The following is a 25,430-nucleotide window of genomic DNA, read 5'->3' on the forward strand; positions in this document are numbered from 1 at the left end:
GTGTGGCGGCACGGAGTGGTCGGCGAAGTGAACCGAAACGGACTCGAACGAGGGTACAGCGTCCGACTCACTCCTCGACCGGCCCGGTCACGGCGGTTTCGGAGTCGAGCGGGTGCGCGGTGACCGCCGCGCCGAGGACCGCGACGACCGCGACGAGACCGACGAGCGCGAGCGCCAGCGCGGGCGTCGTCGCGTCGGCGACGCGCCCGCCGACCAGCAGGAACGGGACCCGGACGAGCGCCGAGACGAAGGACACGGCGCTGAGGGTCGTCGCCCGGCCGACCGACTCCGCGCGGTCGTTCAGGTAGGCGCTGTGAATCGGGTGGACGACCTCCCGACAGGTCCGAAAGCCCACGACCGCCGCGAGGGTCGCGCCGACGGCGACCGGTCCGCCGAGCGCGCGGGTGGCGACGACCGGGACCGCCATCGCGGTCCCGCCGAGACCGACGAGCGCCAGCAGGGCCGGAGTCGCTCCGAGCGCGTCGCGGAGCGCGCCGGCCCGGTCCACCGCCGCGGCCGAGAGCGCGGTGAACGCCGCGTAGAGACAGCCCAAGACGACGAACTCCGGGAGCGCGACCCCGGCGACCGCGGCGGTGGTCCGCGGGAGGACGCCGACGACCACCGGTTGGAGGTAGTCGCCCGCGGCGACCGACGCTCCGGCGTAGACCGCCACGACGGCGACGACGGCGCGGAGGTCCGGCCGGGCGAGGAACCGCCGGACGACCGCGAGCGCGCGGCGCGGGCCGAGCGGGTCGTCGGCGTCGTCGCCGGAGTCGCTCGCCTCGCCGTCTCCGCCGCGGTACCGGGCGTTCCTCGGGAGCGAGGCGACGATTCCGACGCCGGACCAACTGAGCGCGGCGGCGCAGACGAACGGAACCCGAGGGTCGAGGACGTACAGCAGGCCGCCCGCGACCATCGTCGTCGCCGTCACCCAGAGCCGGAGCGCCGAACCGCGGCTCTCGACGTCGGCGTAGCGGTCGGCCGCGCCCTCCTCGTCCAGCACGTCGTAGAGCCACGCTTGGGTGCTCCCCGACTGGAACGCCGCGCCGAGGCCGGTGACGACGAAGACGGCGACGATTGGGGCCGTCGAGCGCGCGAAGAACCACGACGAGATGCCGACCGCGAACAGCGACTGACTCAGCAGGAGGCTCCACCTGCGGCCGAGTCGGTCGCCGACGTAGCCGCTCGGCACCTCGCCGAGGAGCGTGACCGCGGCCATCGCCGACCCGCCGAGCGCGAGGTCGGTGAAGGTCACGCCCCGATTCACGAGGAAGACGTTCAGGAACGGCGCGACGAAGCCGATTGCGCTGACACACCGGTAGGCGTAGTAGGTCAGCACGGCCCGCCGGAGGTCGTTCACCGCGACCACCGCCGGTCGTGGCGACTACCGGTCCGCGGTCGCTGACGCGTCGTCTCCGGGAAGCGATACCGTCGAGTCGAACTGCGAGTGTGGCGGAACATCTGGCGTGACGTGGGAAACAGTCTCGACGCCGGCCGCCGCCGGAAGTGTCGAAGCCGAAAGCTGGCGGTCCCGCGTCGTCGGGGCTACGGTCGGAGCGTCACGCCGCGTTCGACATGTCGGCGACTTCCGCCGAGAGCGGCAAAAAGGTACTCCACGTGTGAGGTGTGGTCTCACGGCACTCGGGCGAAGTCGGGAGAGTTAACGGTGGGTATAGAATGCTCTCAACAATATTTCTCCACCGTTGAAAAATCCACAGTCAGGTGTCAGTGCGAGCGTCGCCCGCCTCCGGTTCGCGCGGCGGCGGCGCGTTCTCGTCCTCGCCCGGCGGCGTCCCGAGTCCCGGCGGTTCCGGCGCGGGGTGTTCCAGCCAGCCCTTCTGGCCGTGAATCGCCTTGTACGCTCGGCGGAGCAACTGCTGAGAGGGACTGCGGTCCACGCGGGGTTCGACCCGGCCGTCCCGAATCGCGGCCGTGAGGCTCTCGGGCGTGAGTTCGTCGGCCTCGATTTCGGTGTAGGCCCGCCCGACCTCGACGGGGTAGTGGGCGTCGCTCCCGCCGACCAGCGGCAGGTCGCGGGCCTCGGCCAACTGCTCGACCCACTCGGCGGGGTCGGTCCCCTTGCCGTTGACCTCGACCGCGTCGAAGTCGGCGTCGGCCTCCCGGACGGTGCTGTTGCGGAACGGGTGGGCGATGATGGCCGCGCAGTCGCGGTCGTGGGCCAACTCGACCACCTGCGTCGGCGTGAGTTCGCCCTCCGGCGTGCGCGCCGGCGGGTCGGGGCCGACGACGAGCGCGTGGCCCCGTGTCGTCGTGACCTCGATGCCGGGCAGCACCGCGAACGACTCGCCGCCGAGGTCGAACTCGCGGTAGTAGTCGTGGTTGGTCGTGACGACCGCGTCGAGATCCCGGTACCGGGCGGTCCGCGCGAGCAGGCGCGCCCCCACGGGGTCGAACGCGCGTCCGAGGGCGGGAACGCCGTGGAAGAACCGAGTGTGGGTGTGAAGGTCGACGGTGAACATTATCGGAGAGAGGAGCGAGAGCCGGTTATCGGTTGGGGCAGACGAGTCCCGACCCGGGCGACCGACCGGAGCGCAACTCCCTACGGGCCGGGCCGCAGAATCAGCCACGCGAGGAAGACGACGACGCCGCCGAGACCGGTACTCATCACGGCCCGCGCCCGGAGTCGGTCGAGCAGGTCGTGGGCGTCGTCGGTAATCTGGGCCACCTCGTACACCTCGCCGCCGAGTTCGCACCGCGGCAGGAAGTCCATCGCGACGTGGAGAAACACGCCCGCCGCGAACCCGAAGACGACGGCGTTGACCGGGTCGCTCGACGGGAGTCGCAGGAACGCGGCCGGAATCGCGGTCAGGCCGACGCCCGCCGCGGGGAGCAGGAGGACCGACACCGGCTTGCCCGCCCGGCGGAGTCGGTCGGCCGCGGCGTAGCCCGCGGGACCCTTGTGGGAGACGATGGCGAGTCCGAGCAGGAGTCCGAGGTCCGTCATGTTCCCGTAGACGAGACCGATGATGGACCCCGCGGCGAACGAGTGGGCGGTCAACTCCGCGGCGGTGTGGTCGAAGGGGAGTTCCATGTGGGTCGCCCGGTGGCCGAGCGTGTGGGCCGAGAAGCCGACGAGGACGCCGAGCGCGATGCCGAAGCCGCCGAACTTCGGGTGGTGGTCGATGGCCCCCGGCACGACGAACACGGCCGCGCTGGTTATCATCGCGCCGCTGGCGAGGCCGTAGCCCCACACCAACCGCCCGGCGTCGGTCGTCGCGCCGGTCCGCTCGCCCACCAGCGCCGCGCCCGCCATCGCGGCGAACGCCACCCACGCGATGGCCGCGACCTTGGGCGCGTCCGCCCAGAACGCGAACGGCGTGAGCGCGACGAGTGCGACCGGACCGGCGAGACCGAGACGAGAGATTCGCATGTTGTTAAATCTAAAACTCGAATTAATAAGCCCTCCGATTGCCGGACTCGCGCTCTGTGCGGAACTCGACCCGAGACTGAAAGGCGTCTTTCAGTCTCTTTAACACTTATCCCGGCGGGTTCCGGAGTCGAACGTATGACCGGACTTACACGACGCTCGGTCCTCGCGGCGGTCGGCGTCGGTCTCGCGTCCGCGGGTTGTCTCTCCGACGCCGGCGGTGTGGCCGCCGACCGGACGACGACCGGCGGTCAGACCCCCGAATCGTCCACCGAGAGGACGACCCGGGAACCGCCCACCGAGAAGACGACCGGCGGGACGACCGACTCGGCGAGCGACCCGACCGAGACCGACGACACGAACGGCGACTGGATAGCCAAAGCCTCGAACACTCCCGAACCGGACCACGAAATCACCGTCGAGAACGAACTGTCCGGACCGCGGACGCTCCGAGTCGCGGTCGTCCGGGAGGCGACCGGCGAGACGGTCTTCGAGACGACCGAGGAGTTCCCGCGCGGCGAGTCTATCCTCTACAACCTCCGGGAGGCCGACCCCGACGGCGTCGAGCGGTTCCGAGTCTGCGCCGAACTGGTCGCGTCGAACGGGACCGCGACCGCGGCGGACACTCAGACCCCGGCGGACTCGAAGGCGGGTGCGACCGACGCACGGACGACCGCGACCGACTCGCCGCGCCGTGACTGCGCGACCATCGCCACCAACGAGTGCCACGGCAACGCCCACGTCACTCTCCGAGAGGACGGGTCGCTGAGCATCGTCTACGCCATCTGCTGACGATGTCCGGCGCGCTCCGCTCTCGACCGGTCGGCACTGTCCGCAGAACCGTCTCCGACCTCGGCCGCGTCCGGGTCGCGGTCGCGCTAATCGCTCTGTTCGCCGTCGCCGCTCGACTGTTCGCGCTCGGCGCGCGAGTGGCCCATCAGGACGAGGCCCGGGTCGCCTACTGGGCGTACCGCTACATGGAGTCGGGCGTCTACTGGTACCGGCCCGTGGTCCACGGCCCGTTCCTGACCATCGTCAACAGCTACGTCTTCGAGGTCCTCGGCGCGTCGGACTTCACGATGCGACTCGTGCCCGCGCTGGTCGGCGGCCTGCTTCCCCTCGCGGCGCTCCTGTTCCGCCGGCGACTGCGCGACTCCGAGACGGTCGCGCTGGCGCTCCTGCTGGCGGCGAACCCGCTCTTGCTCTACTTCTCGCGGTTCTACCGCAACGACCTGCTGCTGGCGGGGTTCATGCTGGTCGCGTTCGGCTTCTTCGTCCGGGCGTACGACGCTCGCCGCCCGGCCTACCTCTACGCGGGAACCGCAGCGTTCGCGCTGGCGCTCACGACCAAGGAGAACGCGCTCGTCTACCCGGTCTGCTGGGCCGGGGCCGCGGCCCTGCTCTGGGACCGGCGACTCCTCCGCGAGAGCGCCGAGACGAGCGCGCTCGATGCCGCGACCGGGCGCGTCCGCCGAACCGCCCGCGAGGTCTGGCGCTGGCGGACTCACTTCGCGCTCGCGGTCGTCGAGTTCTTCGCCGTCGTGGTGTTCTTCTACGCGCCGCGGGGGTCCGGCGCGGAGGCCTCGCCCACGCTCGGCGCGACCGCTCGCGACCCGACCCTGCTCCCCGCGCTGGTCGGCGAGGCCACGCTCGGGTCGTGGCGGGCGTTCACCGGCAAGTGGGTCGGCGGCAACGACCACTCGTACCTCTGGACCGCGAAGGCGCTCTGGCCGGCGCTCGCGGAGGGCGGAGCGGTCGTGCTGGCGTTCGCCGCGCTCGGATTCGTCGCGGACCGGTACTCCGGCGAGCGTCCCCGCGACGTGGTCGGGTTCGCGTTCTTCTGGGGCGCGGCGAGTCTGGCGGGCTACCCCGTCATCGTGGACAACCCGTTCCCGTGGGAGGTCATCCACGTCGTCGTCCCGCTGGCGGTTCCGGCCGCCGTCGGTCTCGCGCTGGTCGGCCGCCTCGGCGCCGCCAGCGTGGCGGACGGCGACGCGATTTCGGCGACCGCGGCCGCGCTGGTCCTGCTGGTCGTCGTCGGACAGGTCGGCGCGACAGCGGTCGCCACCTCGTACCGCCACCCCCAGAGCGACGGCAACGAGTTCGTCCAGTACGCACAGTCGTCGAGCGAGATGAAACCGCTCCTCCACGAGGTCCGGGCAGTCTCGCAGTCGAACCGCGGCGTCGACGTGCTGTACTACGGCGAGACCTTCGACGCGGCGGACGAAGAGGCGCTGTTGACTCCGAACCAACCCGCACACGGCGGCTGGTTCGACCGCCTCCCCTTCGCGTGGTATCTGGAGAGTTTCGGCGCGACGGTCGACAGCACGACCCGACCGGAAATCGTGGCCGAGGACCCGCCGCCGGTCGTCGTCGCCCTCGGTGAGGTCGAGACCTGCGACGAGTCGTACGCCAACGCCAGCGATATCGACCGCCACCTGCGCGACTACGAGCGCCACGAGGTCCACCGCTTCCTCCACGACAGCGGCTGTCACGAGAGTAGCATGGTCGTCTACGTGGACGAGAACGCGACCGGGACGGCCGGACGCGACACGGCGGAGTAGCGGGGTCCGGTCGAACCGCGACGGCCGTCTCTACGCGGTCGCCTTCCTGAACTCCGTCAGGCCGACGACGCCGCCGTCGAACTCCGCCGGGGGCGCCTCGGTCGCGGCCCAGTGGACGAGGTCCGCGGCGTCCTCGGGGTCCCGGCCCTGCCCGCCGGTCAGGTCGGTCGCGACCACGCCGGGGTCCACGACGCCGACCGTGTGGTCGAGTTCGGCCGCGAACTGCCGGACGACCGCCTCGGCCGCCGCCTTCGAGACCGCGTACGCGCCGTACCCCGGTTTCGCCTCGCGGGCGACGTTCCCGGAGGGGACCAGTACCCGCGCGTCGTCGGCGAGGTGCGGCAGGGCCTCCTTGACCGCGGCGAAGACCCCACGGGCGTTGGTCCGGAACGAGTCGTCGAACGCCGAGTAGGCGTCGTCGGCCAGCGGCGACTCGCCGGGCGTGCCGTGGAAGACCCCGGCGCTGGCGACCACCACGTCGATGCCGCCGTCGCTCCCGCGGGCCGCGGTCTCCATCAGTCGCTCCACGTCGAACTCGTCGCGCACGTCGGCGCGCATCGCCTCGACCTCGCCCCCGTCGTCGCCGCTCGCCGCCTCGATGTCGGCGACGACGCGGTCGAGTCCGTCCTGTTCCCGCGCGCAGACGACGACTCGCGCGCCCTCGGCGGCGAACCGCCGCGCGACCGCCGCGCCGATGCCTCGACTCGCGCCCGTCACGACCGCAGTCTGTCCGTCCATACGTCACGGACGGACTCCGAGGCCAAACCGGTTTCTGCATCGGGCGACCTCCGTGTAGGCCACTCCGCCACAGTTACGTCGCCGGAGTCGCCACGGTCGGCCGTGTTCAGAATCGGCCACTACGGCGTCTCGCTCGCGCTGTACGCTCCCCTCGGCGGCCTGCTCCTCGCCGGCGGCCACCCGACCGCGGCCGTGGCGGGCGGCGCGGCGGTCTGCTGGCTGGCGATGCTCCCCGACGTGGACCACCGGATACCGGGCGTCTCCCACCGCGGACCGACCCACACGCTGGCGTTCGCCGCGCTGGTCGGGGGCGCGACGTGGACCGCCGCGAGCGCGGGCGCGTCGGCGACCGGTCTCGGCGGTCTCTCTGCCGGCCCGGCGCCGCTCCCGGCGTTCGCGGGCGGTATCGCGGCCTTCGCGGTCCTCGCGCACCTCGTCGGCGACCTGCTGACGCCGATGGGCGTGGCCCTGCTGTGGCCCGTCTCGGGCCGTCGCTACTCGCTGTCGGTGACCCCCGCCGACAGCACGACGTGGAACTACGGCCTGTTCGCGCTCGGGGTGTTCGCCACCGCCGCGGCGGCGTATCTCGGAAGCGTAGTTGCGACCGGCGGGCCCCTCCCGTCGGCGACCGGCGCGGCGACCCTGCCGACGGTCGGCGGGGCGACAACCCTTTTCAGCGTCGGCGGCCTGCTACCGGTGTGACTCCGGACTCCGACGATGCACCCCGCAGCGCCCTCCCCGAGCGCGGTTCGTCGCTGGCCGACGACGCCCTCCTCGCGCCGTTCCGCGACGCCGACGACCCGGTGTTGACGACCGAGGAAGTCGGCGGGTCGGTTCCCTACCGCCGGGCGAGGACCCGCGAGGCCCTCGACAGACTCGCCACCGAGGGCGTCCTCGAACGCAAGTCGGTCGACGGCGAGTCGGTCTGGTGGCTACCCGGCCACACCGCGACCGAGGCGCGCGACGGGCCGATGCCCGGCACGACCAACGAGTACGAGGGCGGTCTCCCACAGCAACTCGAGAACGACATCTCGACGCTCTCGGCCCCGGACGAGCGCGAGCGCGCGGCGGTCTACGCCGCCTGCTACTACCTGTCGGAGGACGGTCCCGCGACGGGCGACCGACTCCGGACCGCGGTGTACCCCGACTATCCCGCGGGCCACGACGACGCCGACGAGTGGTGGACGTCCTGCGTTCGGCCCTCGCTGGCGGCGCTGTCGGACGTGGAACGGACGGACGACGGGTGGCGACTCGACTGACGCGCGACCTCAGAACTCCGAGAGGGTGGCGCTCTCGGCGGCGCGGCGGAGCGGCCGGTACTCGTCCTCGGCGGCGGCGCTGAGATGGCGGTACAGCCGCTCGGGGTGGCCGAGCGGTCGTACAGTCCCGTCTTCGGGGTCGTACTCGGCGACGTTCGCCGCGACGAGTTTCGGGAGGTGGACGTGGTGGAGCGACGCGGCGACGCGCTCGACGTCGGCGTCCTCGCCCTCGCAGGAGGCCACCGCCTCGGCGAGGTCCGAGAGCGCGACCGGCCCGCCACGGCGGTGGAGGACGTAGAGCGCGCGACGGCGTCGCTCGGCCACGAGGACCTCGAAAATCGCGTCGAGCGAGTCGTCCACCGAGCCGAGACCGTTCCCGTCGGCGTCGTCTGCAGTCCGTCCCTCGGTCGAGTCGCTCGGTGACTGACTCATGAGTGAGATAGTTGTTCTCACACAGGGGAAATAAAACTACGCGAATCTCTAGAACCTGTTATATAAGAAATCAAATGGTTGTTCACGCCCTATCGCGGCCTCGGCCGGTCGGAAACGGAACTCACGAATCGACTGCGAACACCGCGAAATTGGCCTGAAAACCGCGGAATCGATAGCCGACCGGGGTCTCGCCGACCGTGGCTACCGGAACAACGCCGACCGACTCACCAGTCTCGGTAGGTGAGTTCGTCGGCCTTGTTGGTGACCGCCTGCATCATGCATCCCCGGCACACCCAGACGTCGCCGCCGGTGCGCGAGACCAACCGAGTACCCCCCGGTTTCTGGCGTTCACAGATGTCACAGACGCGCATACAAGAGGTTCGCCGCCCTGATGTTTCAATCTCTCGGGCGTTCGCTCGCGCTCGGCCGGTCGAACGCCGCTTCGGTCGTCGGGCGCTCGGTCCGGCGGCGTCGTCGCCCGGCGGCGGACTTTTAGTCTCGTCGGCCGACGTTCCCCGTAATGGTCGAAGCGGAGCGCCCGACACGGACTACGAGGACGGAGCGATGTTGAGCGAGTGGTTCGTCCGCCTGGTCGGTACCGACCCCGTGATACAGGGACTCGCCGGCGGCGTCTTCATCGCGTCGCTGAACACCCTCGGGGCCGCGCTGGTCGTCGTCTGGCCCGACCCCTCCGACCGCGCCCTCGACGGTGCGCTCGGCTTCGCCGCGGGCGTGATGCTCTCGGCGAGCTTTACGAGTCTCATCCTGCCCGGCATCGAAATCGGCGGCATCGGTCCCGTGCTGGTCGGATTCGCGCTCGGGGTCCTCCTGCTCGACCGGGCCGACCAGTGGGTGCCCCACATCCACGTCGTCGTCACCGGTCGGAGACGGGACTACTCGGACGGAGGACCGACGAGCGACGAGCGACCGGACGAGGCGAACGCGGCAGGTGAAGCGGGCGACGAACTGGCCGACGAAGCGAAGGCGAGCGCGACGGACCCGGCCCCCAGAATCGAGGAGGACACCGCGACCGGCCGGGAGCGACTCGACCCCGACGACGCCCGGACCGCCTCGGTCCTGCTGTTCATCGTCGCCATCACGCTCCACAACATGCCGGAGGGGCTGGCGGTCGGCGTCGGCTTCGGGTCGGGCGAGGTCGGCGACGCACTCGCGCTGATGCTCGCCATCGGCATCCAGAACGTGCCGGAGGGGCTGGCGGTGGCGGTCGCGGCCGCCAACGCCGGGTTCGGGTCGCTGTTCTACGCGACCGTCGCGGGCGTCCGGGCGGGTCTCGTGGAGATTCCGCTCGCGGTAATCGGTGCGCTCGCGGTCGGCGTCGCCGGGTCGATACTCCCCTACGCGATGGGGTTCGCTGCGGGCGCGATGCTGTTCGTCATCAGCGACGAAATCGTGCCCGAGACCCACGCCCGCGGCCACGAGCGCGTGGCGACCCTCGGAACGATGTTCGGCGTCGCGGTGATGCTGTACCTCGACATCGTGTTGGGGTAGTCCACCGACAGACTCAGGACGCGCCACCGTTTCGGTTCGACGCGTGACCGAGCCTCGAATTCGTAGAGCGACCCCCGAGGACGCCGAGCGACTCGCAGCGGTCTATCGGAGCGCGTACGCCGAGAACCGCCGACTCGGCTTTCCGGCCAAGGCGGAGTCCGCGACCGCCGAGGAGGTCGCGGAGTGGATGCGGGAGAGTCGGGTCTTCGTCGCCGAAGTCGGAACTGAACTCGTCGGCGGGGTCAGGGTCGAAGCCACCGACCCCGACCGGACGAAACTCAGTCGTCTGGGCGTCCGCGAGGACTGGAAGGGCGAGGGCGTCGGCCGAAAACTGCTAGACTGCGCGGAGCGAGCGGTCCGCGACGGCGACCGGGAGACCGTGTGGCTCACGACGCCCGACGGACATCCGTACCTCGCCGACCTGTACCGCAGTCGCGGCTACGAGAAGACCGGCGAGTACCCGCTTTCGTACCGCGAGTACGACGAAATCGTCATGGAGAAACGAGTCGAATAGTTCGAGTCCGCCGACCGAGACCGCGAAATCGGAACCGTTCAAAGCGTTCACGGCACGTCTGCCCGCGTCCCCGGCAGTAAATCGAGTTGAACAGAATAGAATACTTATACTTTCTCGCCCGGTCAGGGTCCGTATGAACTGTGCGACGGTCACGTTCTGTGAGACGAGTCACGCATGACGAACGAGGAGACGGCCGTCACGAGCGACGAGACGGTCACGGTCGCGGGGCGTCTCGTTCGACCGACGCGAGTCGAGGGCACGGTCCTCGACGTGGACTGGGGGTATCCTTCGTCCATCGTCGTGACCGTCGAGAGCGACGGTGAGCGGTACTACGAGACGTACGAACTCGCGGCCGTCGAGAGCGACGGTGAGCGGTACTACGAGACGTACGAACTCGCGGCCGTCGAGAGCGACGGTGAGCGGTACTACGAGACGTACGAACTCGCGGCCGTCGAGCGCGACGAGTTGGACGCGACGGCCGAGAGCGCGGCCGACGGCGAGTGCGTGACGTTCCCCGACGACCCGCCGACGGACGCCGAGGGGCTTCCGACGGAGATCGTCGCGCCCGAGCGTCCGTAGCCGGGCAATTCCGCCCGGAACCGCGCAACCCCTAACCCTGCCGAGACCCAAGTGAGGGTATGAGTGAACACGAGGAGCGAGAGACCCGCGAGGACCTGCCCGAGGACGACGCGGAGTGGCGCGAGCGCCTGAGCGACGAGGAGTACCGCGTCCTCCGAGAGGCCGGGACCGAGCGCCCCTTCTCGGGCGAACACGTCGACCGGAAAGACGACGGCACCTACGCCTGCGCGGGGTGTGGCGCGGAACTGTTCGACGCCGAGACGAAGTACGACTCGGGGTGCGGGTGGCCGAGTTTCTACGACGCGGACGACGACCGCATCGAGACCCGACGGGACACCAGCAAGGGGATGGACCGAATCGAGGTGCTGTGCGCGAACTGCGGCGGCCACCTCGGCCACGTCTTCGAGGACGGCCCGGAACCGACCGGCAAGCGCTACTGCATCAACTCGGTCGCGCTGGACTTCGACGAAGACGAGTAACTACTCGGAGCGCGACGCGAGCGCTCGCGGTCCGGCGTTCCGCTGGCCGGGGCGCGGTCACACCCGGAGTCGAACCGTGTTCTCCGTGATGTCCGAAACGTACTGGTCGCGGAGGTGATGCACGTCCTGTTCGACCGGTCCCTCCCAGCCGAGTTGGTCCACCGTCTCGTTCGTGTCGTCGGTGGTGACGCTCACGTACATGTCACCGTTGCGGACGTCGTCTACCGTGCCGATTTCGACGCCGCTCTGCGTGACGACCCGCTTTCCGATGTGGTCGTCCGAGTAGTCGGCCATGCCTGCCGTTCGCTTTCCGGTCGGGAATGCGTTCGGGCCGCGTCGGTCCGGCCGCGGCCTCACTGCGACGTGGCGAGTCCGGCCTCTGGTCGGTGGGCATCCGGTTCCGTGCGTCCCCGAGTCACACTTATCATGTCACAGCGACTATTTCGAGACGAGAACCGATGAGCCGACCCTCCACTGACGGGGCCGCCAACGCGGGCGACGGGACCGCCAGCGACCGGAGCGCAGGCGACCGACCCCCGAGCGCGGCCGCCGCGACGACCGACGAATCGGCCGACGGGACCGACGACTCGGCCGGCGAGACCGGCGACTCCGCTGGCCGGACCGAAGACGCGGCCGAGACGCCCGAGTACGAGCGCCTCCGGACCAAGAAGAAGGAGCGCCGGGGCAACGCCGAACGGGCCGAGGTCCGCGACGTGTTCGTCGGCGAGCGCCGGGTCGTCCTGACCGTCGGGTTCCCGTGGACCACCGACACCGAGCGGTTGGCCTACGACCTCGACGCCGACCGCGACGTGCTCAAACTGGAGGCGCTGACCGAGGCGAAGGGGTTCGACTTCGAGCAGGTGTCGTTTCTGGAGGGCGAGACGCTCTCGGTCGTCTACACCGGCGACGAGTGGGTCCCCGAGGCCCAGATAGACTACGTCGAGGGCGAGGGGTCGGCGGGCGCGACGTTCCTGACCGAACTCCGTCTCCTCGGCCGGGAACTGGCCCGGTCGCCGAAGGTCGTCCGGCGACTCGTCCGCCTCTCGCGCACCATGACGACCAAGCAGACGGTCATCGCGGTCATCCTCGTGAAGAAACTGATTATCGTCGCGCTGGTGGCGTGGCTGGTGCTGTAGCGACGCTCCGCGACCGCAGCACGGCGGGAACGCTTTTTCTCGCGCCGACCGAACGACCACCGTGACCGACACTGTTCCGGCCCCGGCCGAGGAACTGCTCACGAGCGAACCCCTGATGGCCCACTTCGCCACCTGCGCCGACGGTCGGCCCCACGTCGCGCCGGTCTGGTACCGCTACGACGACGGCGTGCTGGAGGTGCTGACCGGCGGGCGAAAGCTGGCGAACGTCCGCGAGAACCCCCGCGTCGCGGTCTCCGTCCAGAAGGACGAGGGCGGGAAGGCCCAGTGGATGGTGACCCTGCGCGGGACCGCCGAAATCGTCGAGGACGAGGACGAACGCCGGAAGGCGGCCGAGCGCATCAACCCCAAATACGGCGCGGAGGCCGACGAGTACCCCGAGAACGTGCTGGTCCGAGTCGAAGTCGGGTCGGCGAGCTATCAGACCTACTGATTACTCGATGGGGAACCGGAGAATCGCGGCCTCGCCGTCGAACGCCTCGCCGAACCGGCGCCCGCGCTCGAAGTCGGTCGGGACGACCACGCAGTCGCCGCCCTCGGCGTCGGTCAGGTCCTGAATCTCGCGGACCTCCTCGGCGGGCAGGTCGGCCGAGACCAGCGCGGTCTCGACCGCGTCGTACTCCAGCGCCTCGGCGACCGAGTCCCGGCCGTAGACTACCGGGTCGCTGTCGTCGCTCGACCCACCGCCCGCTTCGAGCGCGTCGAAGAAGCGGTCGAGCGTCTCGCGCATCTCCCGGCGCTCGGCGTCCTCGATGCGGTCGCTGGCCTTCTCTGCGAGTTGGCGCAGACCCTGCTCGGAGGCGTACTCGACCGACACCGGGTCGCCGACGAGTCGGTCTTCGAGTCGGTGGTCGAGGTGGTCGCCCTCCCGGAAGTCCGCGACAGTGACGCTGGTGCCGCCGAGCAGCAGGCCGTCCACGTCGGTCGCGGCGCTGGCCGACTCGTCGTCGTGGTCGCCCAGAAACGCGCGCTTCGCTTCGTCGGCGACCGTCTCGAAGAACTCCTCTTTCTGGCGTTCGCGGTCGCGCTCGAACCGCTGGGCCGACTGGCCGCCCGCCTTGGACTTGCCCATCACGTCGCTCTCGAAGGTCTCGACCACCCGCACGTCCTCGTTCTCGGTGAGGCCGAGCGCCGCGCCGCCGCGTTCCACGACGAGCAGGCCGAACGTCTTCGTCGGGCCCTCCGCGGCGGCGTCGAGAAGTCCGGCGTCGAACTCGTTGCCGCGCTCGTAGACGAACTCCAAGACGGGCGAGGGCAGGTCGTCGAAGACGTACTCGACCACCTCGCCGTCAACGACGCCCGCGTAGACGACGAGTCCGTTCTCGGGCGTGGTCTCGTGGTGCTGGAGGATGCTCCGGACGGCTTCGAGCGCCTCCAGATACGCGGCGTCCTCGCCCTCGGTGTCGATGTACTCTGCCTCCGCGCGGTCCTCCTCAACTCGCTCCAGCGCCTCGCCGAGCGATTTGTCGGGCGGAATCGCGACGGTCACGAGGTCGTTCTCGGTCGCTTCGGCCTGCTCGACGCGCTCGATTCGCTCGTGGCGCTCGTATGCTTCGATGTCCATCTGTAGTGTGGCCGCTGGCGGGAATTACGGGGTCGCCAGCGACGGAACCCCCGTAGTCGGAATCGAGTACGGGTCGCGCGGGATTGAGGGTTTGGGCCGGAGGTGTCCGGGTCCGACTCTCGATTCGGTCGTGGTGACGCCAACCCTTTACTGGCGGAGTACGACGGAAGGACATGGCTACTGAGGCGACGTTTACGGTTCCCTCCGACCAGTTTCCCTTGGGAACAGTCTTCGAGCAGTTACCGGGAGTGACAGTCGAACTAGAGCGGATTATCCCGGCGCAGGACGTCGTAATTCCCTACTTCTGGGTTCGAGGGACCGAGGTCGACGATATCGAGGACGCGTTTCTCGACCATCCGGGCGTGGAGAACATCCAACTCGTCGATTCCGTCACCGACCAGTATCTGTTGCGCGTCGAGTGGTCGTTGGAGTACGAGGACGTGTTGACCACGCTGACGGAGACGAAAATCGCGCTCATCGAAGCCGTCGGCACGAACCAGCAGTGGACGTTCGATATTCGGGGCGACGACCGCCGAGACATCGCGTCGTTTCAGGAACGGTGTCGGGAGCTAGACATCCCCATCACGCTGACGAAACTTCACGCGCTCACTCCGTTGAAGTCCAAAACCGAAGCGGCGCTCACCGACACCCAGCAAGAGGCGCTGGTACTCGCGTACGAGCGGGGGTACTTCAACACGCCGCGCGACGTGACGATGGCGGACCTCGGCGGCGAACTCGGCATCTCACAGCAAGCGGTCGCGTCTCGACTCCGTCGCGGAATCAGTTCGATACTCGCGGAGACGCTGTCCGAACTGCGACCTCCGGAGTGAGCAGGGCTAAAAGGAGTTTGTATACTAAAAAACAGGGATGAACCGTGCGGCCTGTCTACGGACGCGTAATGGGTAAGCCGTCCAGCAAGTTCGACGGAGATACGACGCGTGACGACGAGACGCCCGCGGGCGAACGAGAGCGAGCGGTCGAAGCCCTCACCGAGGCGCTGGAGACCGACGAATTGGACGAGAAGGACTACCGGATTCGGGAGGCGCTCCAACTGCTCACTCTCGCCGACGAGTAGGGCGCTCCCGATTGAGTCTACGCTGCGACCACGTCGCTCGAACGTCGGGGACGACCGCGACTCTCGACAGAATAGGCCGAGCCCTTATCCGAATCGGGGTGGTATCCGGGTCTCCGACCCATGCCAGTCATCCACTTCGAGGCGGCCGACTCCGCCGAGCGCACTCAAATCGGCGAGGGAATCGTCAAGTTCGCGCGGCAAGCCGACCGCCTCGAAACCGGCCGTTCCGAGGGCAAGTACTTCCTGAACCACGAGGACGGGTGCGCGGCGGGCGGCGAACGAATCGAGGCGGGCGACGAGTTCTTCTTCGACACCGACGCGGGCGACATCCTCTGCGGAGACCACGGCAGAGCGCGCAAGGAGGAACGCGGAGACGGGGCCGAGGAGTAACCGGATTACGCCTCGTCCTCGCCGAGAACGTCCTCGACCTGCCACTCGGGCAGGACCAGCATCTGCTCGTCGTCGGCCATCTCGTCGGTCGTCACGAATTCGAGGCGGTCGCCGCCCCTCACCGCGGTTCCCCCGCCCGCCACGTCGTCCCAGTGGTCGTACACCGCGTCGGGCACCCGTAGCTGTCGGCTGTCGTCGTCGATGGCGGTGCTGGTCAGGAACCGAACGCCGGGGTCGTCCTCCAGCGGGTCGTAGAGTTGCGAGACCAAGACCGCACCGTCCGCCTCGCGGACGCCCCAATAGACTTCCCCGCCGGACTTCACCAGTTCGAGGTTGACGGCCTTCTGTGGCACCGGTAGCTCCCGGGAGTCGCCGCTGACTGACGCGCCGCCGAGTCGGTCGTAGTCTGGCATGGATAGAGGGTCGGCGGCCGCGCTGTTAGGTCGTGTGGCCGACCCGGATTCGGTCTGCAATTCGACTCCCCGTGCCTCCAGTTTCGGACGCGGGCAAGTAACGCGGGCCGACCCGCCACCGGCGGGCCGAGTCGGACGTACCGCTCCGTTTCGACCGACAGACCGATTTCCCCGGCGCCCGAGAAGGGACACATGGCGACTACCGCTGACGCGGATTCGACAGCCTCGGACGCCGGGTCGAGACGAGACGCGACGGTCGTCTCCGGTCCAGACGAGTCGGCCGACGCGGGGGCCGAGCGGGCGACGACCGGCGAGAACGGGGGAAACGACGGAAACGGCGACTCGTCGTCGCTGGCCGACAAACTCGACACGGCGGGGACGGTCATTTGGGTCGGATTTCTCGCCGCCATCGTCGTCTTCACGCTGATTCCCGTCGTCGGTCTCGCGGTAGGGACTCCGCCCTTCGACCCGCCGCCGACGGCGCCGTACTTCGCGTTCGTCGGCGTCGCGTTCGTCGGCACCGTCGCGCTCGTCGGCGGCGCGATACTGGACGTGTAACCGCGAGCGCGGCCTTCTCTCGCCCCGTCTACTCGCTGCCGTACTCCGCCAGAAAGACGCCCGTGATGGCGACCTCTGCCCGCCAGAGCAGCGTCTCGACCGCCTCGGAGACGGGGGGTCTCGGCGACGAAGATGCCGACGAACGCGAGGTTCAGCGCGAGCAGCGCCACGTCGATTGTCTTGTCGAGACTCGTCTCGCGGTCGAGAAGGTAGAATCACACCGACTCCCGGAAGTCGCGGTCGTCCGTCGAACTCGCTCGACCGGCCATACCGGAACCCACGGCGGCCCGAACGAGGGTCTCTCAGGTCGGTGAGCGTTCGAGGAATTCTTTTGGAACCGCGGCGCGTTCGTTCGCCTGTGAGCAGGACGCCCTTCCGCGAGCGGATGTACCCCTGCGCCCGGTGCAACCGAGACGTGCGCGTCGAGTCGCTGTTGCACCACTTCGCCGCGACGCACGACGAGCGACTCGTGACCGCAGAGCGAGACGGGACCGACGCCTGCGCGCTCTGCGGGATGGAACTGCCGGGCGACGACGAGAACAACGCGTGGAAACTCCGCGTGCGCCACTTCCGGGACCACCACGGGAAGCGACTACTGGATACCGACGCCCCCGGATGAACTGGCGCGAAACGAGCGGGCGACGCGACCACCGGGCGATTGGCGTCCGGCGAAGAGACGGCACCCCAATTCCGGCAGACGACTGCGTTACTTTTCGCTGGTCTGGTGGTGACGGCCCGGAGAAAGTGCGAATGGACGGCCTCGGCACTCATAGGGCTCGTCACGACTGGTTGCCGAGACCAGTTCGGAGCCATCGCCTCGTCATCGGCCACTCCGTTCTATCTGCTCCGGCGAAAAGACCCTTACTCCTTCCGGGCGAACTCCGGGCGAACGAGCGACCACCCGCGGCGCGCCGGAAACGCGACCCCCGAGCGGACAGCGGTACCGCTTCCGACGCTCGCGAAACGACGTTACCGGGAGCCACGACCGATGCTACCGACAGGCCGCGAACGATGACGGGTCCGGCGGTCAGTTTCGTCGTCCCCGCGAAAGACGAGCGAGCGACCCTCCCGACGACTCTGGCGAGCATGCGCGGCCAGCGCACCGACCGCGACTACGAAATCGTGGTCGTGGACGGCGACAGCGCCGACGCCACCCCGGCCGTCGCCCGACGGTACGACGCCACGGTGGTCAGTCAGGGCGACGAAGCGGCCGACGGCGGTCCGAACTCGGACGCCCGAGAGCGCGTCGGTCCGGACATCGGCGACGCGCGCCACCGCGGCGCGCGCCGGGCAGAGGGCGACTGGCTGGCGTTCGTGGACGCCGACACCGCGCTCCGGCCCGACTACCTCGACTCGATGCTGGCGTTCGCCCGCGAGGAGGGCCTCGCGGCGGCCTCCTCGCGGTGTCGCGTGACCGGTCCCGTGCGGGCGAAGGCGATGGAGGCGGTCATCAACCGCGTGTTCCCGCGCCTCGACCGGCCGATTCTGCCGGGGTTCAACTGCTTCGTCCGCCGGGAGACCTACTTCGAGGCCGGCGGATTCCCGAACGTTCCCAACGAGGATACCGCGTTCAGCCGCGAGTTGGGCCGCGAGCGAGCGACGGGGTATCATCCGGACGTGCTGGTCGAAACCTCCGGGCGTCGCATCGCGGAGTCGGGGCTGACGGGCACGCTGTATCACTACCTGCGACTCGACTGGCATCGGCTTCGGAGCGACTACTGACTCACGGTCGGAAATCGGTTCGCGCTGGTGGTTCGAGTCGCCGTCGCGGAACCGAGTCAAAGTCGAAGTTAGCTACTGGCGACACCGCTCGTACTGCAGCTGCACTGCGAGCGCGCGCCGGCTGCTAAACATCCGTACCTGTCCCAAAGAAGTGAAAATACTTCTTTAGCTATCCTACGTCTGTCTCAACTCTCGTCCGCCCCCGAACACGCCACCGACGCGCCACAGCACGACGACCGGTACTCCTCGTGGTTCCGGACCAGTTTACACTCGCGGTACCGGCGTCCGACCACGGCCCCGCAGTCCGCGCAGGTCAGGACGTACTTCGGGTCGGCGAACGGCGGGCACCGGACCGTGGCGTCCACCGCGGCGGCCCGCTCGCGAAACGCCGGCCCGTGGTCGGTCGTGCCGAACCGCTGGAACTGCTCGACGTGGACGAGTTCGTGACGGAGGGTCGCAGTCCACTCGCCCACGTCGAACTCCTCGAACGCCGCCCGCGTCAGCGAGAGGGTGCAGGTCCGGAGGTCGTCGAGGTCGGACCCCACCCGCTCGGCCGCGGCGTGCCAATCGAGAGGAGTCCCGACCTCGGCGTCGGGAATCTTCGGGCGCTTGACCGCGGCGGCCCGGCGCTTCGCGCGGGTCGATACCTCCCACTCGACCGGCGAGAAATCTACGTCGAGGTCGTACTCGCGGATGGCCTCCCGGCAGTAGGCCCGCGACCCCAGAATCAACTCCTCGTCGGTCTCGGCGTGTGCCAGCGCCCGGACCGTCGGGGACTGCTCGGGGTCGACGTCGGGCGAGAGGCGGTGGGGTTCGGTCACGCAGTTCGCTCCGTGGCGGCCCCGACGAACGCCTCCCTCAAGAGTGTCCCGAACGACTAACTTCGCGTCGGCCCTCTGTTCGAGTATGGAAACGGACGCCGACGCGGACGCCGAGGCCGGCGGGGACGGGAGCAACGAGGTCCGAGTCTGGTTGGTCGAGCGCACCTACTCGGACGACGAGCAGAACCTCGTCATCCTCGTCTACGCGACGCCCGACGGTGAGCGCTACTTCCGGAAGGAACGGGCGCTGACTAGTTTCACCGACCAGCGCGACACGACCGCGGCACTCGACGTGTCGGCGGACAACCTCGGCACCGTGGAAGACCCCGAGGAGCGCGAACAGTACGCCGCCGAGGCCTCGCGGGTCGCCGACGAACACGACCCCGACGACCCGATTTAGAGCGTCTCCGCTCGTGCGCCGCGATTCTGTAGACGGCGAGAACTCGCGAACAATTCGCGATAGAATATCGGACCCTTTATTATAGTATAAGTTATATTTGTGTATATTGAACGGTATCCCCCGAATCGATTTCCCCGTCAATAGCTGGTAAGTATCAGATGAACCCCGATCGATCAAACCACTCCACTCCGTCTTCAGCATCCAAGAAGGCAACTCGAAATCCGCCAACGAAGCGAGCAGCACTCGTTGGTGGGGTTGTAGGGATATGTCTCGGCCTAAGTTCGCATTTTCTGATACTGGATTATTCTGTAGTATCTATCACAATCTGTCTCCTGTACTCCGTCGGAGTCACGTTCATAATCGACTATGCCAGTATCCTCCGACAGACCCCCTACGATGGCGGGAGTTGGTGGACGATTGCCTTCGGTGCCACCACCGGACTCGTTATGATGGTTGTACAACTGGTCTACCGCCCGATCGTTACAGATAAGATCGCAGTAAAGCGCGTCCTCCCCGAGGGAGTGAGGGCCGTTCCGTTTAACCTCATCCTTATCTTGTGGCTTCTCATGTTCGGTGTCGCGTTAGTCTCACTGACGTACGGAATCGGAATGGCAGTAACGGACATGTCCGAAGGCTAATCCTCTCTGTCGGCCTCCCACGGGCCGGTTCGGACCTGCGCCATCCTTCCAAGCAGCCTCTTTTCTGCCGTGGTAAACAGCTGCTGAGTCACAGTTAGAGCGGTTCACAGAGCAGTTCAATGGTAGCGATGGCGAACGTGAGGGCGACTGCCGCTCGTGAAAACTATTCGTTTGGGGGTCCACTATTGGGAAAAAGATGGAGCGGACTATCGAGTTTTCCGGCAGCTGGCTCCGTCTCCTCCTCTACGCGTTCCAATTAGCCGCGCTCCTGCTGGCCCTGGTCTTCGTGGCGCTTCCCCTCGATAGTTCCGCCAGCGTCCTGTTAGCGTCCCTGTTCGCGTTGTTAGTGGCCGTGACGGCGCTCGGCCTGCGGCGGACGACCGACAGCGACGGGCGGAACGGTCTCGGTACCGCGGCGGACATCACTTACGACCCGTTCGCGGACCCCGGGCAGGCGGCCCGAGACCGGTGGGAGAAGTCGGTCCGTCGACTCCCCGACGGGGACGACGAGCGAGACTGACTACTGGTCGCCGACAGCGACGCGAACGAGTACGAGCAGTGCGGACGGGCCCGAGCGGTCGATTACGTACCCGTGCGTTCACCGACGAGTTCCGTCACCGCGAGCCCGGAGTCAGCGACCTGCGCTCACTCCGCGTCGATTCGCTCGCGGGCCGCCGCGACCACCAGCGGGAGCGTAATCGTCGCGTCGGCGTACACCGAGACGTTCCGCGCGGCCTTCTCCAGTTTCCCCCACGACCGGGCCTCGTCCAGCGTCGCACCCGAGAGGCCGCCGGTCTGGGGCGGGTCCATCGTCAACTGGACCGCGTAGTCGTACGCCTCGGGCGAGACCAGCATCGTCTGGAGGACGTAGTTCTTCGGGACGCCCCCGCCGACCACCATCGCGCCCGCCTTCTCGGCCTCGAAGGCTTGGTCGGTGATGGTCGTCATGTCGGCCAGCGCGTCGAGCGTGAACTCGGCGGTCTGGGAGTACATCCACGCCTGCAGGCCCAGCACGGAGTCCTGAATCGCCGGGCAGTAAATCGGTACGTCGTTCTCGTAGGCCGCCGCGGCGACGCCCGCGCCCTCCTCGACGCCCTCCCGGTCGTTGACCTCGCCGTTGGCCCGGCCCAGTTCCTCGGTCAGGCGCTGGATGCTGACCACGCCGTCGTCCCCGCCGTCCTCCCGGTCGCCCTCCAGCGCGGGGAAGACCTCCGAGCGCAGGTGGTTCTCGAACAGCGCGAAGTGTTCTTGGGGCAGGTAGACGTTGTAAATCCGGTCGACCTCCTCGTCGCGCAGTTGCTCGTCGTGGTCGCGTTCGGTCTTGCCCTCGGCGTGAACCTGCCCGTGGTGGTGCTTGCCGCCGACGGCCTCGATGGCGTCGTGGGTCAGGTTGGCGCCGGTCGTGACCAGCGCGTCGATGTGGCCGTCCCGGATGAGTTCCGCGACGATTTTCCGCATGCCGGTCGGGACCATCGCGCCCGCCAGTCCGAAGAAGTTGGTCACGTCCTCGTCGCCGAGCATCTCGGCGTAGATGTCCACCGCCTCGTGAACGTCGGCCGCGCCGATGCCCGCGTCGCCGTACGAGTCGGCCAGTTCGCCGACCGTCATGCCCGCCCGGACCTCGGCGTGGCCGATGGGGTCGTGGTGGAACTCCTCGCGTTCGGGTTCGTGGTGCCCGTCGTGGGACTCGTCGCTCATAGTAGAGCCTCCTCGCGGAGTGGGTTGAATGTCTTGGTTTGACCGGAGAGCGGCCGCGCCGGCGTCGGAGGGCGTCTCCCCCGACGCTCAGGCGAGCGTACCGGTCGGCGGGGCGGTCGCGTTCGGCGGAGCGGTCGCGTTCGGCGGGACGGTCGCGTTCGGCGGAGCGGTCGCGTTCGGCGGGACGGTCGCGTTCGGCGGAGCGGTCGCGTTCGACGGCGCTGTCAGGTTCGCCGCGCCGGACCCGTTCGCCGAAACGTTCCCGCTCGGCGGCGCGGTCACGAGTCGCTCGTCCGCGTGGGCCGCCAGCCACTGGCGATACGTCTCGGGGTCCACGACGAACACCGCCGCGCGCATCCGGGCGTGGCCGTCGCCGCAGAACTCCGTGCAGTAGCCCCGGTATCGGCCGTTCTCCAGCGCCCGGGTCAGGAGCGTCGTGTCGTGGCCCGGAAACACGTCCTGCTTGAGTCCGAGTTTCGGGACGAACAGCGAGTGAATCACCCTGTTCGCCCTGAGACTCAAGCGCACGTCCTCGCCGCGGGGCAGGACGAGCAGGTTCTGGGTCGTGACGTTCGCGTCGGGGTAGGTGAACTGCCACCCCCACCGGTAGGCCAGCACGTCGACTCGAACGTCCGGGTTCACCTCCGGTTGCGCGGCCTCTGCCTCGGGCGTCGGCGAGATGTACGGACTCGCGAGGACGTTGTACGCCGACCACCCGACGAACACGAGGACGATGGCCGTCGCCACGGTCCACGTGACCTCCAGCGTGGGGTTCTCGGCGGTCGGTTCGGGGTCGTCGTTGTTCCGGAACCGTATCACCGCGTAGACGAGGATGACCTCGACGAACAGCGTGAGCGGTAGCGCGACGTAGAGCAACTGCACGTTCAGCCTGTCGATGAGATTCCGGTTGACCGACTGGGCGGCGGCGGGCGAGACGGCCCCGAGTCCGAGCGCGACCAGCGCCGCGCCCGCGAGGACGCCCCGCCGAATCGCGGTGCGTCCCGGCCGTCGAGTCCCGCTCGGTCCCCTCCGTCGACTCACTGCGAGTCCCCCCGAGTTCCCATGCACTCGCTCGACAACGGTCGGCGTCAAGAAACTGCCGCCCGTCGAACCCTCCGGCGTCGATACGTCAGACGGCCGACCGCCTCGCCCACCGGTCCGGGCCTGTAGTTTTATCCCGATTCGTGTCGACGCCTGAGTCCATGCGAGGGGGACGAACGGGGACGCCGACAGCGACGGGGAGACCATGAACGGACCTGCAGTCGAGTTCACCGCGCTCTGTCTGGTCGTGACGAGCGTGGGAGCGCTCGCTCGCCGCGCCAAGCGTCGGGCGCGCGCCGACGGCGGCGAGTATCCCGGCGGCGAGGGCTGGTTCGACGTCGACTCGCTGACCGAACAAGTCGTCCGGTGGACCACCACGACGAACCACCGCGACATCGGCTTGCTCTACATCGCCTTCGGGACGTTCGCGGCGGTCTGGGGCGGCATCGACGGGATGATGATGCGGACCGAACTCCTGACGCCCCCGGCGGATATCTGGTCCGAGACCACGTACAACGCGCTGTTCACCACGCACGGGCTGACGATGCTGTTCTTCTTCGTGACGCCGGTGTTCTTCGGCATCGGGAACTACTTCATCCCGCTGCTGGTGGACGCCGAGGACATGGCGTTCCCGCGGGTCAACGCCATCGGCTTCTGGTTGCTCCCGCCCGCCCTCCTGCTCGCGCGGGGCGGTCTGCTCTCGCAGGTGTCGGGCCAGTTCCTCGGCCTGCTCGCGCCCGACGCGCTCTCGAACGTCGTCCGATTCTTCGAGTCGGTCGAAGCGCCGGGTCTGGGGTGGACGATGTACACGCCGCTCTCGATAACGGTGGAGAACCCTCAGATAGACCTGCTCCTACTGGGTCTCCACCTCAGCGGCATCGCCACCGTCTTGGGAGCCATCAACTTCGTCGTGACCATAGTCTACGAGCGCGGGCCGTCCGTCGAGTGGGAGAACCTCGACATCTTCTCGTGGACGATGCTCACCACGAGCGGCATCGTCCTGTTCGCGTTCCCGTTGCTGGGAAGTGCGCTCGTCATGCTCCTGCTCGACCGCAACTTCGGGACGACGTTCTTCACCGTGGGCGGGGGCGGTCCCCTGCTGTGGCAACACCTCTTCTGGTACTTCGGCCACCCCGAGGTGTACGTCATCTTCCTGCCCTCGACGGGGCTGATGAGCCTCATCCTCCCCAAGTTCGCCCGGCGCTCGCTGTTCGGGTTCACGTACATCGTCTACTCGACGCTGGCCATCGGCGTCCTCTCGTTCGGCGTGTGGGCACACCACATGTTCGCGACCGGCATCGACCCGCGCGTCCGGGCGAGTTTCATGTTCGTCTCCATCGCCATCGCGGTCCCCTCCGCCATCAAGGTGTTCAACTGGCTGACGACCATCTGGGACGGGACGGTCAGGCTGACCGCACCGATGGTCCTCTGCGTGAGTTCCATCGGCATGTTCGTAATCGGCGGCGTCACCGGCGTCTTCCTCGCGGCCATCCCGGTGGACCTGCTCTACCACGGGACCTACTACGTGGTCGGCCACTTCCACTTCATCGTGATGGGCATCATCCCGCTGATGATGGTCGCCGCGAGTTACTACTGGTACCCCATCATCACCGGCCGCCTGTACGACCGGGAACTCGCGCTGTTCCAGTCGGTCCTGCTGGTGTTCGGTGCCGTCGTCGCGTTCGGGTCGCTCGTCGTCCTCGGGTTCATGGAACTGCCGCGCCGTCACGCGGTCTACCCCGAGGTGTTCGCGCCGGTTCAGCAGGTGGCCACCATCGGCGCGTTCCTCGTCGGAATCAGCGTCCTGTTGTGGCTCTACAACATGGTCTGGTCGGCGTGGAACGGGACGCCGGTGCGCTCGGCCGACGTGTGGAACCTAAAGGAGACCGAGCAGTTCACCCGCGAGTGGGAGTGGTTCGAGGAGGAACTCGAACGCAAGTACGCCATCGAACCGACAGAACCCGAGACGACCCGGCCCGCCGCGGCGACCGAACCGGGAGAGGGGTCGCCGCAGGTTCTCACCGACATCACCTCCGTCACCGGCGCGATTACCGACAACGCCGCCGTCGCCGCGCTCGGCGGACTCGTCGGCACGCTCCTGCTGTCGGGGGTCCTCTTCCCCGCGACCATCATCGGCGTGTTCGACCTCGCGGCGTTCGCAGACGTCGCGGAACTCGTCGGCCTGCCCCGGAGCATCGCGCTGGGCTACGGCCTGTTCCTCGCCGGCGGGATGACGACGTGGGCGCTGTTGTTCGTCGCCTTGGCGTCCTACCTCCCGGGTCGGGTCCTCGTCGTTCGGGGCCTCTCGTACGCCACCATCGTCTCGGCCGGGTTCATGGTCGCGTTCTACTCGGGGCAGTCCGGACTCGAACTGGTCGGGTTCGTGGTCTTCGCGCTGGTCGCCCACTGGCTCTACGGGTTCGGTCTCGCCGCGACGATACAGGCGGTGTCGCTGCGAGGTGTCGAGCGATGAAGCCGACCCCTCACCGGCGGG

General features: G+C 68.4%; 31 protein-coding genes and 2 pseudogenes. 20 read left to right on the top strand and 13 right to left on the bottom strand.

Annotation, left to right across the window (positions count from 1 at the left end; all coding sequences use genetic code 11):
• Positions 1-67 precede the first annotated feature (67 nt).
• The 3 genes from M0R89_RS01775 to M0R89_RS01785 all read right to left on the bottom strand — a co-directional run bounded on the left by M0R89_RS01775 (position 68) and on the right by M0R89_RS01785 (position 3,391).
• Positions 68-1,360 carry an MFS transporter gene (locus M0R89_RS01775; protein ID WP_248650854.1) on the bottom strand — a complete coding sequence of 431 codons (1,293 nt, stop codon included), beginning with the start codon at positions 1,358-1,360 and terminating at the stop codon, positions 68-70.
• A 358-nt stretch (positions 1,361-1,718) separates the two neighbouring features.
• Positions 1,719-2,480: a CehA/McbA family metallohydrolase gene (locus M0R89_RS01780; RefSeq protein WP_248650855.1), complete on the bottom strand. Its 762-nt coding sequence runs from the start codon at positions 2,478-2,480 to the stop codon at positions 1,719-1,721.
• Positions 2,481-2,560: 80 nt separating this feature from the next.
• A complete protein-coding gene (locus tag M0R89_RS01785) occupies positions 2,561-3,391 on the bottom strand; it encodes a ZIP family metal transporter (RefSeq protein WP_248650856.1) in 831 nt (276 codons plus the stop codon).
• A 135-nt stretch (positions 3,392-3,526) separates the two neighbouring features.
• Here M0R89_RS01785 and M0R89_RS01790 point away from each other — a divergent pair, with 135 nt between their 5' ends.
• Together M0R89_RS01790 and M0R89_RS01795 are read left to right on the top strand one after the other, a co-directional pair.
• Entirely contained in the window at positions 3,527-4,180 is a 654-nt protein-coding gene (locus tag M0R89_RS01790) for a hypothetical protein (protein WP_248650857.1), read from the top strand.
• Between the two features lie 2 nt (positions 4,181-4,182).
• Positions 4,183-5,952, top strand: coding sequence for a flippase activity-associated protein Agl23 (locus M0R89_RS01795; protein WP_248650858.1), 1,770 nt, complete (start codon positions 4,183-4,185; stop codon positions 5,950-5,952).
• Between the two features lie 30 nt (positions 5,953-5,982).
• Here M0R89_RS01795 and M0R89_RS01800 read toward each other — a convergent pair whose 3' ends face one another.
• Positions 5,983-6,690, bottom strand: a complete 708-nt coding sequence (locus M0R89_RS01800) for an SDR family NAD(P)-dependent oxidoreductase (protein WP_248650859.1) — start codon at positions 6,688-6,690, stop codon at positions 5,983-5,985.
• Positions 6,691-6,792: 102 nt separating this feature from the next.
• On the opposite strand from M0R89_RS01800, the pseudogene M0R89_RS01805 reads away from it, so the two are divergent.
• Both M0R89_RS01805 and M0R89_RS01810 read left to right on the top strand, forming a co-directional pair.
• Positions 6,793-7,278, top strand: a pseudogene (locus tag M0R89_RS01805) (metal-dependent hydrolase); the annotation flags it as partial.
• Positions 7,279-7,388: 110 nt separating this feature from the next.
• Positions 7,389-7,949 (top strand): hypothetical protein, encoded by a 561-nt coding sequence (locus M0R89_RS01810; RefSeq protein ID WP_248650861.1) that lies wholly within the window; start codon positions 7,389-7,391, stop codon positions 7,947-7,949.
• A gap of 9 nt (positions 7,950-7,958) precedes the next feature.
• On the opposite strand, the gene M0R89_RS01815 is transcribed toward M0R89_RS01810, so the two are convergent.
• Positions 7,959-8,381 carry a DUF7344 domain-containing protein gene (locus M0R89_RS01815; protein WP_248650862.1) on the bottom strand — a complete coding sequence of 141 codons (423 nt, stop codon included), beginning with the start codon at positions 8,379-8,381 and terminating at the stop codon, positions 7,959-7,961.
• A gap of 224 nt (positions 8,382-8,605) precedes the next feature.
• A complete protein-coding gene (locus M0R89_RS01820; RefSeq protein ID WP_248650863.1) occupies positions 8,606-8,752 on the bottom strand; it encodes a hypothetical protein in 147 nt (48 codons plus the stop codon).
• A 193-nt stretch (positions 8,753-8,945) separates the two neighbouring features.
• Here M0R89_RS01820 and M0R89_RS01825 point away from each other — a divergent pair, with 193 nt between their 5' ends.
• The 4 genes from M0R89_RS01825 to msrB all read left to right on the top strand — a co-directional run bounded on the left by M0R89_RS01825 (position 8,946) and on the right by msrB (position 11,462).
• Positions 8,946-9,890: a ZIP family metal transporter gene (locus tag M0R89_RS01825; protein ID WP_248650864.1), complete on the top strand. Its 945-nt coding sequence runs from the start codon at positions 8,946-8,948 to the stop codon at positions 9,888-9,890.
• Positions 9,891-9,933: 43 nt separating this feature from the next.
• Positions 9,934-10,404 (top strand): GNAT family N-acetyltransferase, encoded by a 471-nt coding sequence (locus M0R89_RS01830; RefSeq protein ID WP_248650865.1) that lies wholly within the window; start codon positions 9,934-9,936, stop codon positions 10,402-10,404.
• A 174-nt stretch (positions 10,405-10,578) separates the two neighbouring features.
• Positions 10,579-10,983 carry a hypothetical protein gene (locus M0R89_RS01835; RefSeq protein ID WP_248650866.1) on the top strand — a complete coding sequence of 135 codons (405 nt, stop codon included), beginning with the start codon at positions 10,579-10,581 and terminating at the stop codon, positions 10,981-10,983.
• A 59-nt stretch (positions 10,984-11,042) separates the two neighbouring features.
• Complete coding sequence (msrB, locus tag M0R89_RS01840) at positions 11,043-11,462, top strand: peptide-methionine (R)-S-oxide reductase MsrB (RefSeq protein ID WP_248650867.1); 420 nt, start codon at positions 11,043-11,045, stop codon at positions 11,460-11,462.
• Between the two features lie 57 nt (positions 11,463-11,519).
• Here msrB and M0R89_RS01845 read toward each other — a convergent pair whose 3' ends face one another.
• The gene (locus M0R89_RS01845; protein ID WP_248650868.1) at positions 11,520-11,756 is read right to left on the bottom strand and encodes a DUF8593 domain-containing protein; all 237 of its coding nucleotides are present in this window, start codon (positions 11,754-11,756) and stop codon (positions 11,520-11,522) included.
• 164 nt (positions 11,757-11,920) lie between these two features.
• Between M0R89_RS01845 and M0R89_RS01850 the strand changes: the two genes are divergently transcribed.
• Together M0R89_RS01850 and M0R89_RS01855 are read left to right on the top strand one after the other, a co-directional pair.
• The gene (locus tag M0R89_RS01850; RefSeq protein ID WP_248650869.1) at positions 11,921-12,598 is read left to right on the top strand and encodes a hypothetical protein; all 678 of its coding nucleotides are present in this window, start codon (positions 11,921-11,923) and stop codon (positions 12,596-12,598) included.
• A 61-nt stretch (positions 12,599-12,659) separates the two neighbouring features.
• Positions 12,660-13,049, top strand: coding sequence for a pyridoxamine 5'-phosphate oxidase family protein (locus M0R89_RS01855; RefSeq protein ID WP_248650870.1), 390 nt, complete (start codon positions 12,660-12,662; stop codon positions 13,047-13,049).
• Here the strand turns inward: M0R89_RS01855 and M0R89_RS01860 are convergent, their stop codons facing one another.
• The gene (locus tag M0R89_RS01860; protein ID WP_248650871.1) at positions 13,050-14,180 is read right to left on the bottom strand and encodes a Vms1/Ankzf1 family peptidyl-tRNA hydrolase; all 1,131 of its coding nucleotides are present in this window, start codon (positions 14,178-14,180) and stop codon (positions 13,050-13,052) included.
• Between the two features lie 173 nt (positions 14,181-14,353).
• Here M0R89_RS01860 and M0R89_RS01865 point away from each other — a divergent pair, with 173 nt between their 5' ends.
• The 3 genes from M0R89_RS01865 to M0R89_RS01875 all read left to right on the top strand — a co-directional run bounded on the left by M0R89_RS01865 (position 14,354) and on the right by M0R89_RS01875 (position 15,645).
• On the top strand, positions 14,354-15,010 hold the full coding sequence (locus tag M0R89_RS01865; protein WP_248650872.1) for a helix-turn-helix domain-containing protein: 657 nt from the start codon (positions 14,354-14,356) through the stop codon (positions 15,008-15,010).
• A gap of 68 nt (positions 15,011-15,078) precedes the next feature.
• Positions 15,079-15,255 (top strand): hypothetical protein, encoded by a 177-nt coding sequence (locus M0R89_RS01870; RefSeq protein ID WP_248650873.1) that lies wholly within the window; start codon positions 15,079-15,081, stop codon positions 15,253-15,255.
• Between the two features lie 120 nt (positions 15,256-15,375).
• A complete protein-coding gene (locus tag M0R89_RS01875) occupies positions 15,376-15,645 on the top strand; it encodes a DUF8075 family protein (RefSeq protein ID WP_248650874.1) in 270 nt (89 codons plus the stop codon).
• A gap of 5 nt (positions 15,646-15,650) precedes the next feature.
• Here the strand turns inward: M0R89_RS01875 and M0R89_RS01880 are convergent, their stop codons facing one another.
• Positions 15,651-16,058: a hypothetical protein gene (locus tag M0R89_RS01880; protein WP_248650875.1), complete on the bottom strand. Its 408-nt coding sequence runs from the start codon at positions 16,056-16,058 to the stop codon at positions 15,651-15,653.
• A 192-nt stretch (positions 16,059-16,250) separates the two neighbouring features.
• On the opposite strand from M0R89_RS01880, the gene M0R89_RS01885 reads away from it, so the two are divergent.
• Positions 16,251-16,616, top strand: a complete 366-nt coding sequence (locus M0R89_RS01885) for a hypothetical protein (RefSeq protein ID WP_248650876.1) — start codon at positions 16,251-16,253, stop codon at positions 16,614-16,616.
• 40 nt (positions 16,617-16,656) lie between these two features.
• Here the strand turns inward: M0R89_RS01885 and M0R89_RS23530 are convergent.
• A pseudogene (locus tag M0R89_RS23530) lies at positions 16,657-16,885 on the bottom strand (ion transporter); the annotation flags it as partial.
• A gap of 89 nt (positions 16,886-16,974) precedes the next feature.
• Here M0R89_RS23530 and M0R89_RS01895 point away from each other — a divergent pair.
• Both M0R89_RS01895 and M0R89_RS01900 read left to right on the top strand, forming a co-directional pair.
• Entirely contained in the window at positions 16,975-17,235 is a 261-nt protein-coding gene (locus tag M0R89_RS01895) for a hypothetical protein (protein ID WP_248650878.1), read from the top strand.
• 392 nt (positions 17,236-17,627) lie between these two features.
• Positions 17,628-18,338 carry a glycosyltransferase gene (locus M0R89_RS01900; protein WP_248650879.1) on the top strand — a complete coding sequence of 237 codons (711 nt, stop codon included), beginning with the start codon at positions 17,628-17,630 and terminating at the stop codon, positions 18,336-18,338.
• Positions 18,339-18,523: 185 nt separating this feature from the next.
• On the opposite strand, the gene M0R89_RS01905 is transcribed toward M0R89_RS01900, so the two are convergent.
• Complete coding sequence (locus M0R89_RS01905; protein ID WP_248652305.1) at positions 18,524-19,096, bottom strand: SprT-like domain-containing protein; 573 nt, start codon at positions 19,094-19,096, stop codon at positions 18,524-18,526.
• A 148-nt stretch (positions 19,097-19,244) separates the two neighbouring features.
• Here M0R89_RS01905 and M0R89_RS01910 point away from each other — a divergent pair, with 148 nt between their 5' ends.
• From M0R89_RS01910 to M0R89_RS01920, 3 genes are all read left to right on the top strand, one after another.
• Entirely contained in the window at positions 19,245-19,559 is a 315-nt protein-coding gene (locus M0R89_RS01910) for a DUF7967 family protein (protein WP_248650880.1), read from the top strand.
• A gap of 158 nt (positions 19,560-19,717) precedes the next feature.
• Positions 19,718-20,197, top strand: coding sequence for a hypothetical protein (locus M0R89_RS01915; RefSeq protein ID WP_248650881.1), 480 nt, complete (start codon positions 19,718-19,720; stop codon positions 20,195-20,197).
• A gap of 196 nt (positions 20,198-20,393) precedes the next feature.
• The gene (locus M0R89_RS01920; protein ID WP_248650882.1) at positions 20,394-20,717 is read left to right on the top strand and encodes a DUF8000 family membrane protein; all 324 of its coding nucleotides are present in this window, start codon (positions 20,394-20,396) and stop codon (positions 20,715-20,717) included.
• Between the two features lie 125 nt (positions 20,718-20,842).
• Here M0R89_RS01920 and M0R89_RS01925 read toward each other — a convergent pair whose 3' ends face one another.
• Positions 20,843-21,895 carry a deoxyhypusine synthase gene (locus tag M0R89_RS01925; protein WP_248650883.1) on the bottom strand — a complete coding sequence of 351 codons (1,053 nt, stop codon included), beginning with the start codon at positions 21,893-21,895 and terminating at the stop codon, positions 20,843-20,845.
• Between the two features lie 87 nt (positions 21,896-21,982).
• Positions 21,983-22,936, bottom strand: coding sequence for a cytochrome c oxidase subunit II (gene coxB, locus M0R89_RS01930; protein WP_368408850.1), 954 nt, complete (start codon positions 22,934-22,936; stop codon positions 21,983-21,985).
• Positions 22,937-23,141: 205 nt separating this feature from the next.
• Here coxB and M0R89_RS01935 point away from each other — a divergent pair, with 205 nt between their 5' ends.
• Positions 23,142-25,409, top strand: coding sequence for a DUF6789 family protein (locus M0R89_RS01935; RefSeq protein ID WP_248650884.1), 2,268 nt, complete (start codon positions 23,142-23,144; stop codon positions 25,407-25,409).
• The last annotated feature ends 21 nt before the right edge of the window (positions 25,410-25,430 follow it).

The sequence above is a fragment of the Halorussus limi genome, assembly GCF_023238205.1.
In the GTDB taxonomy this organism is placed as follows: Archaea; Halobacteriota; Halobacteria; order Halobacteriales; family Haladaptataceae; genus Halorussus; species Halorussus limi.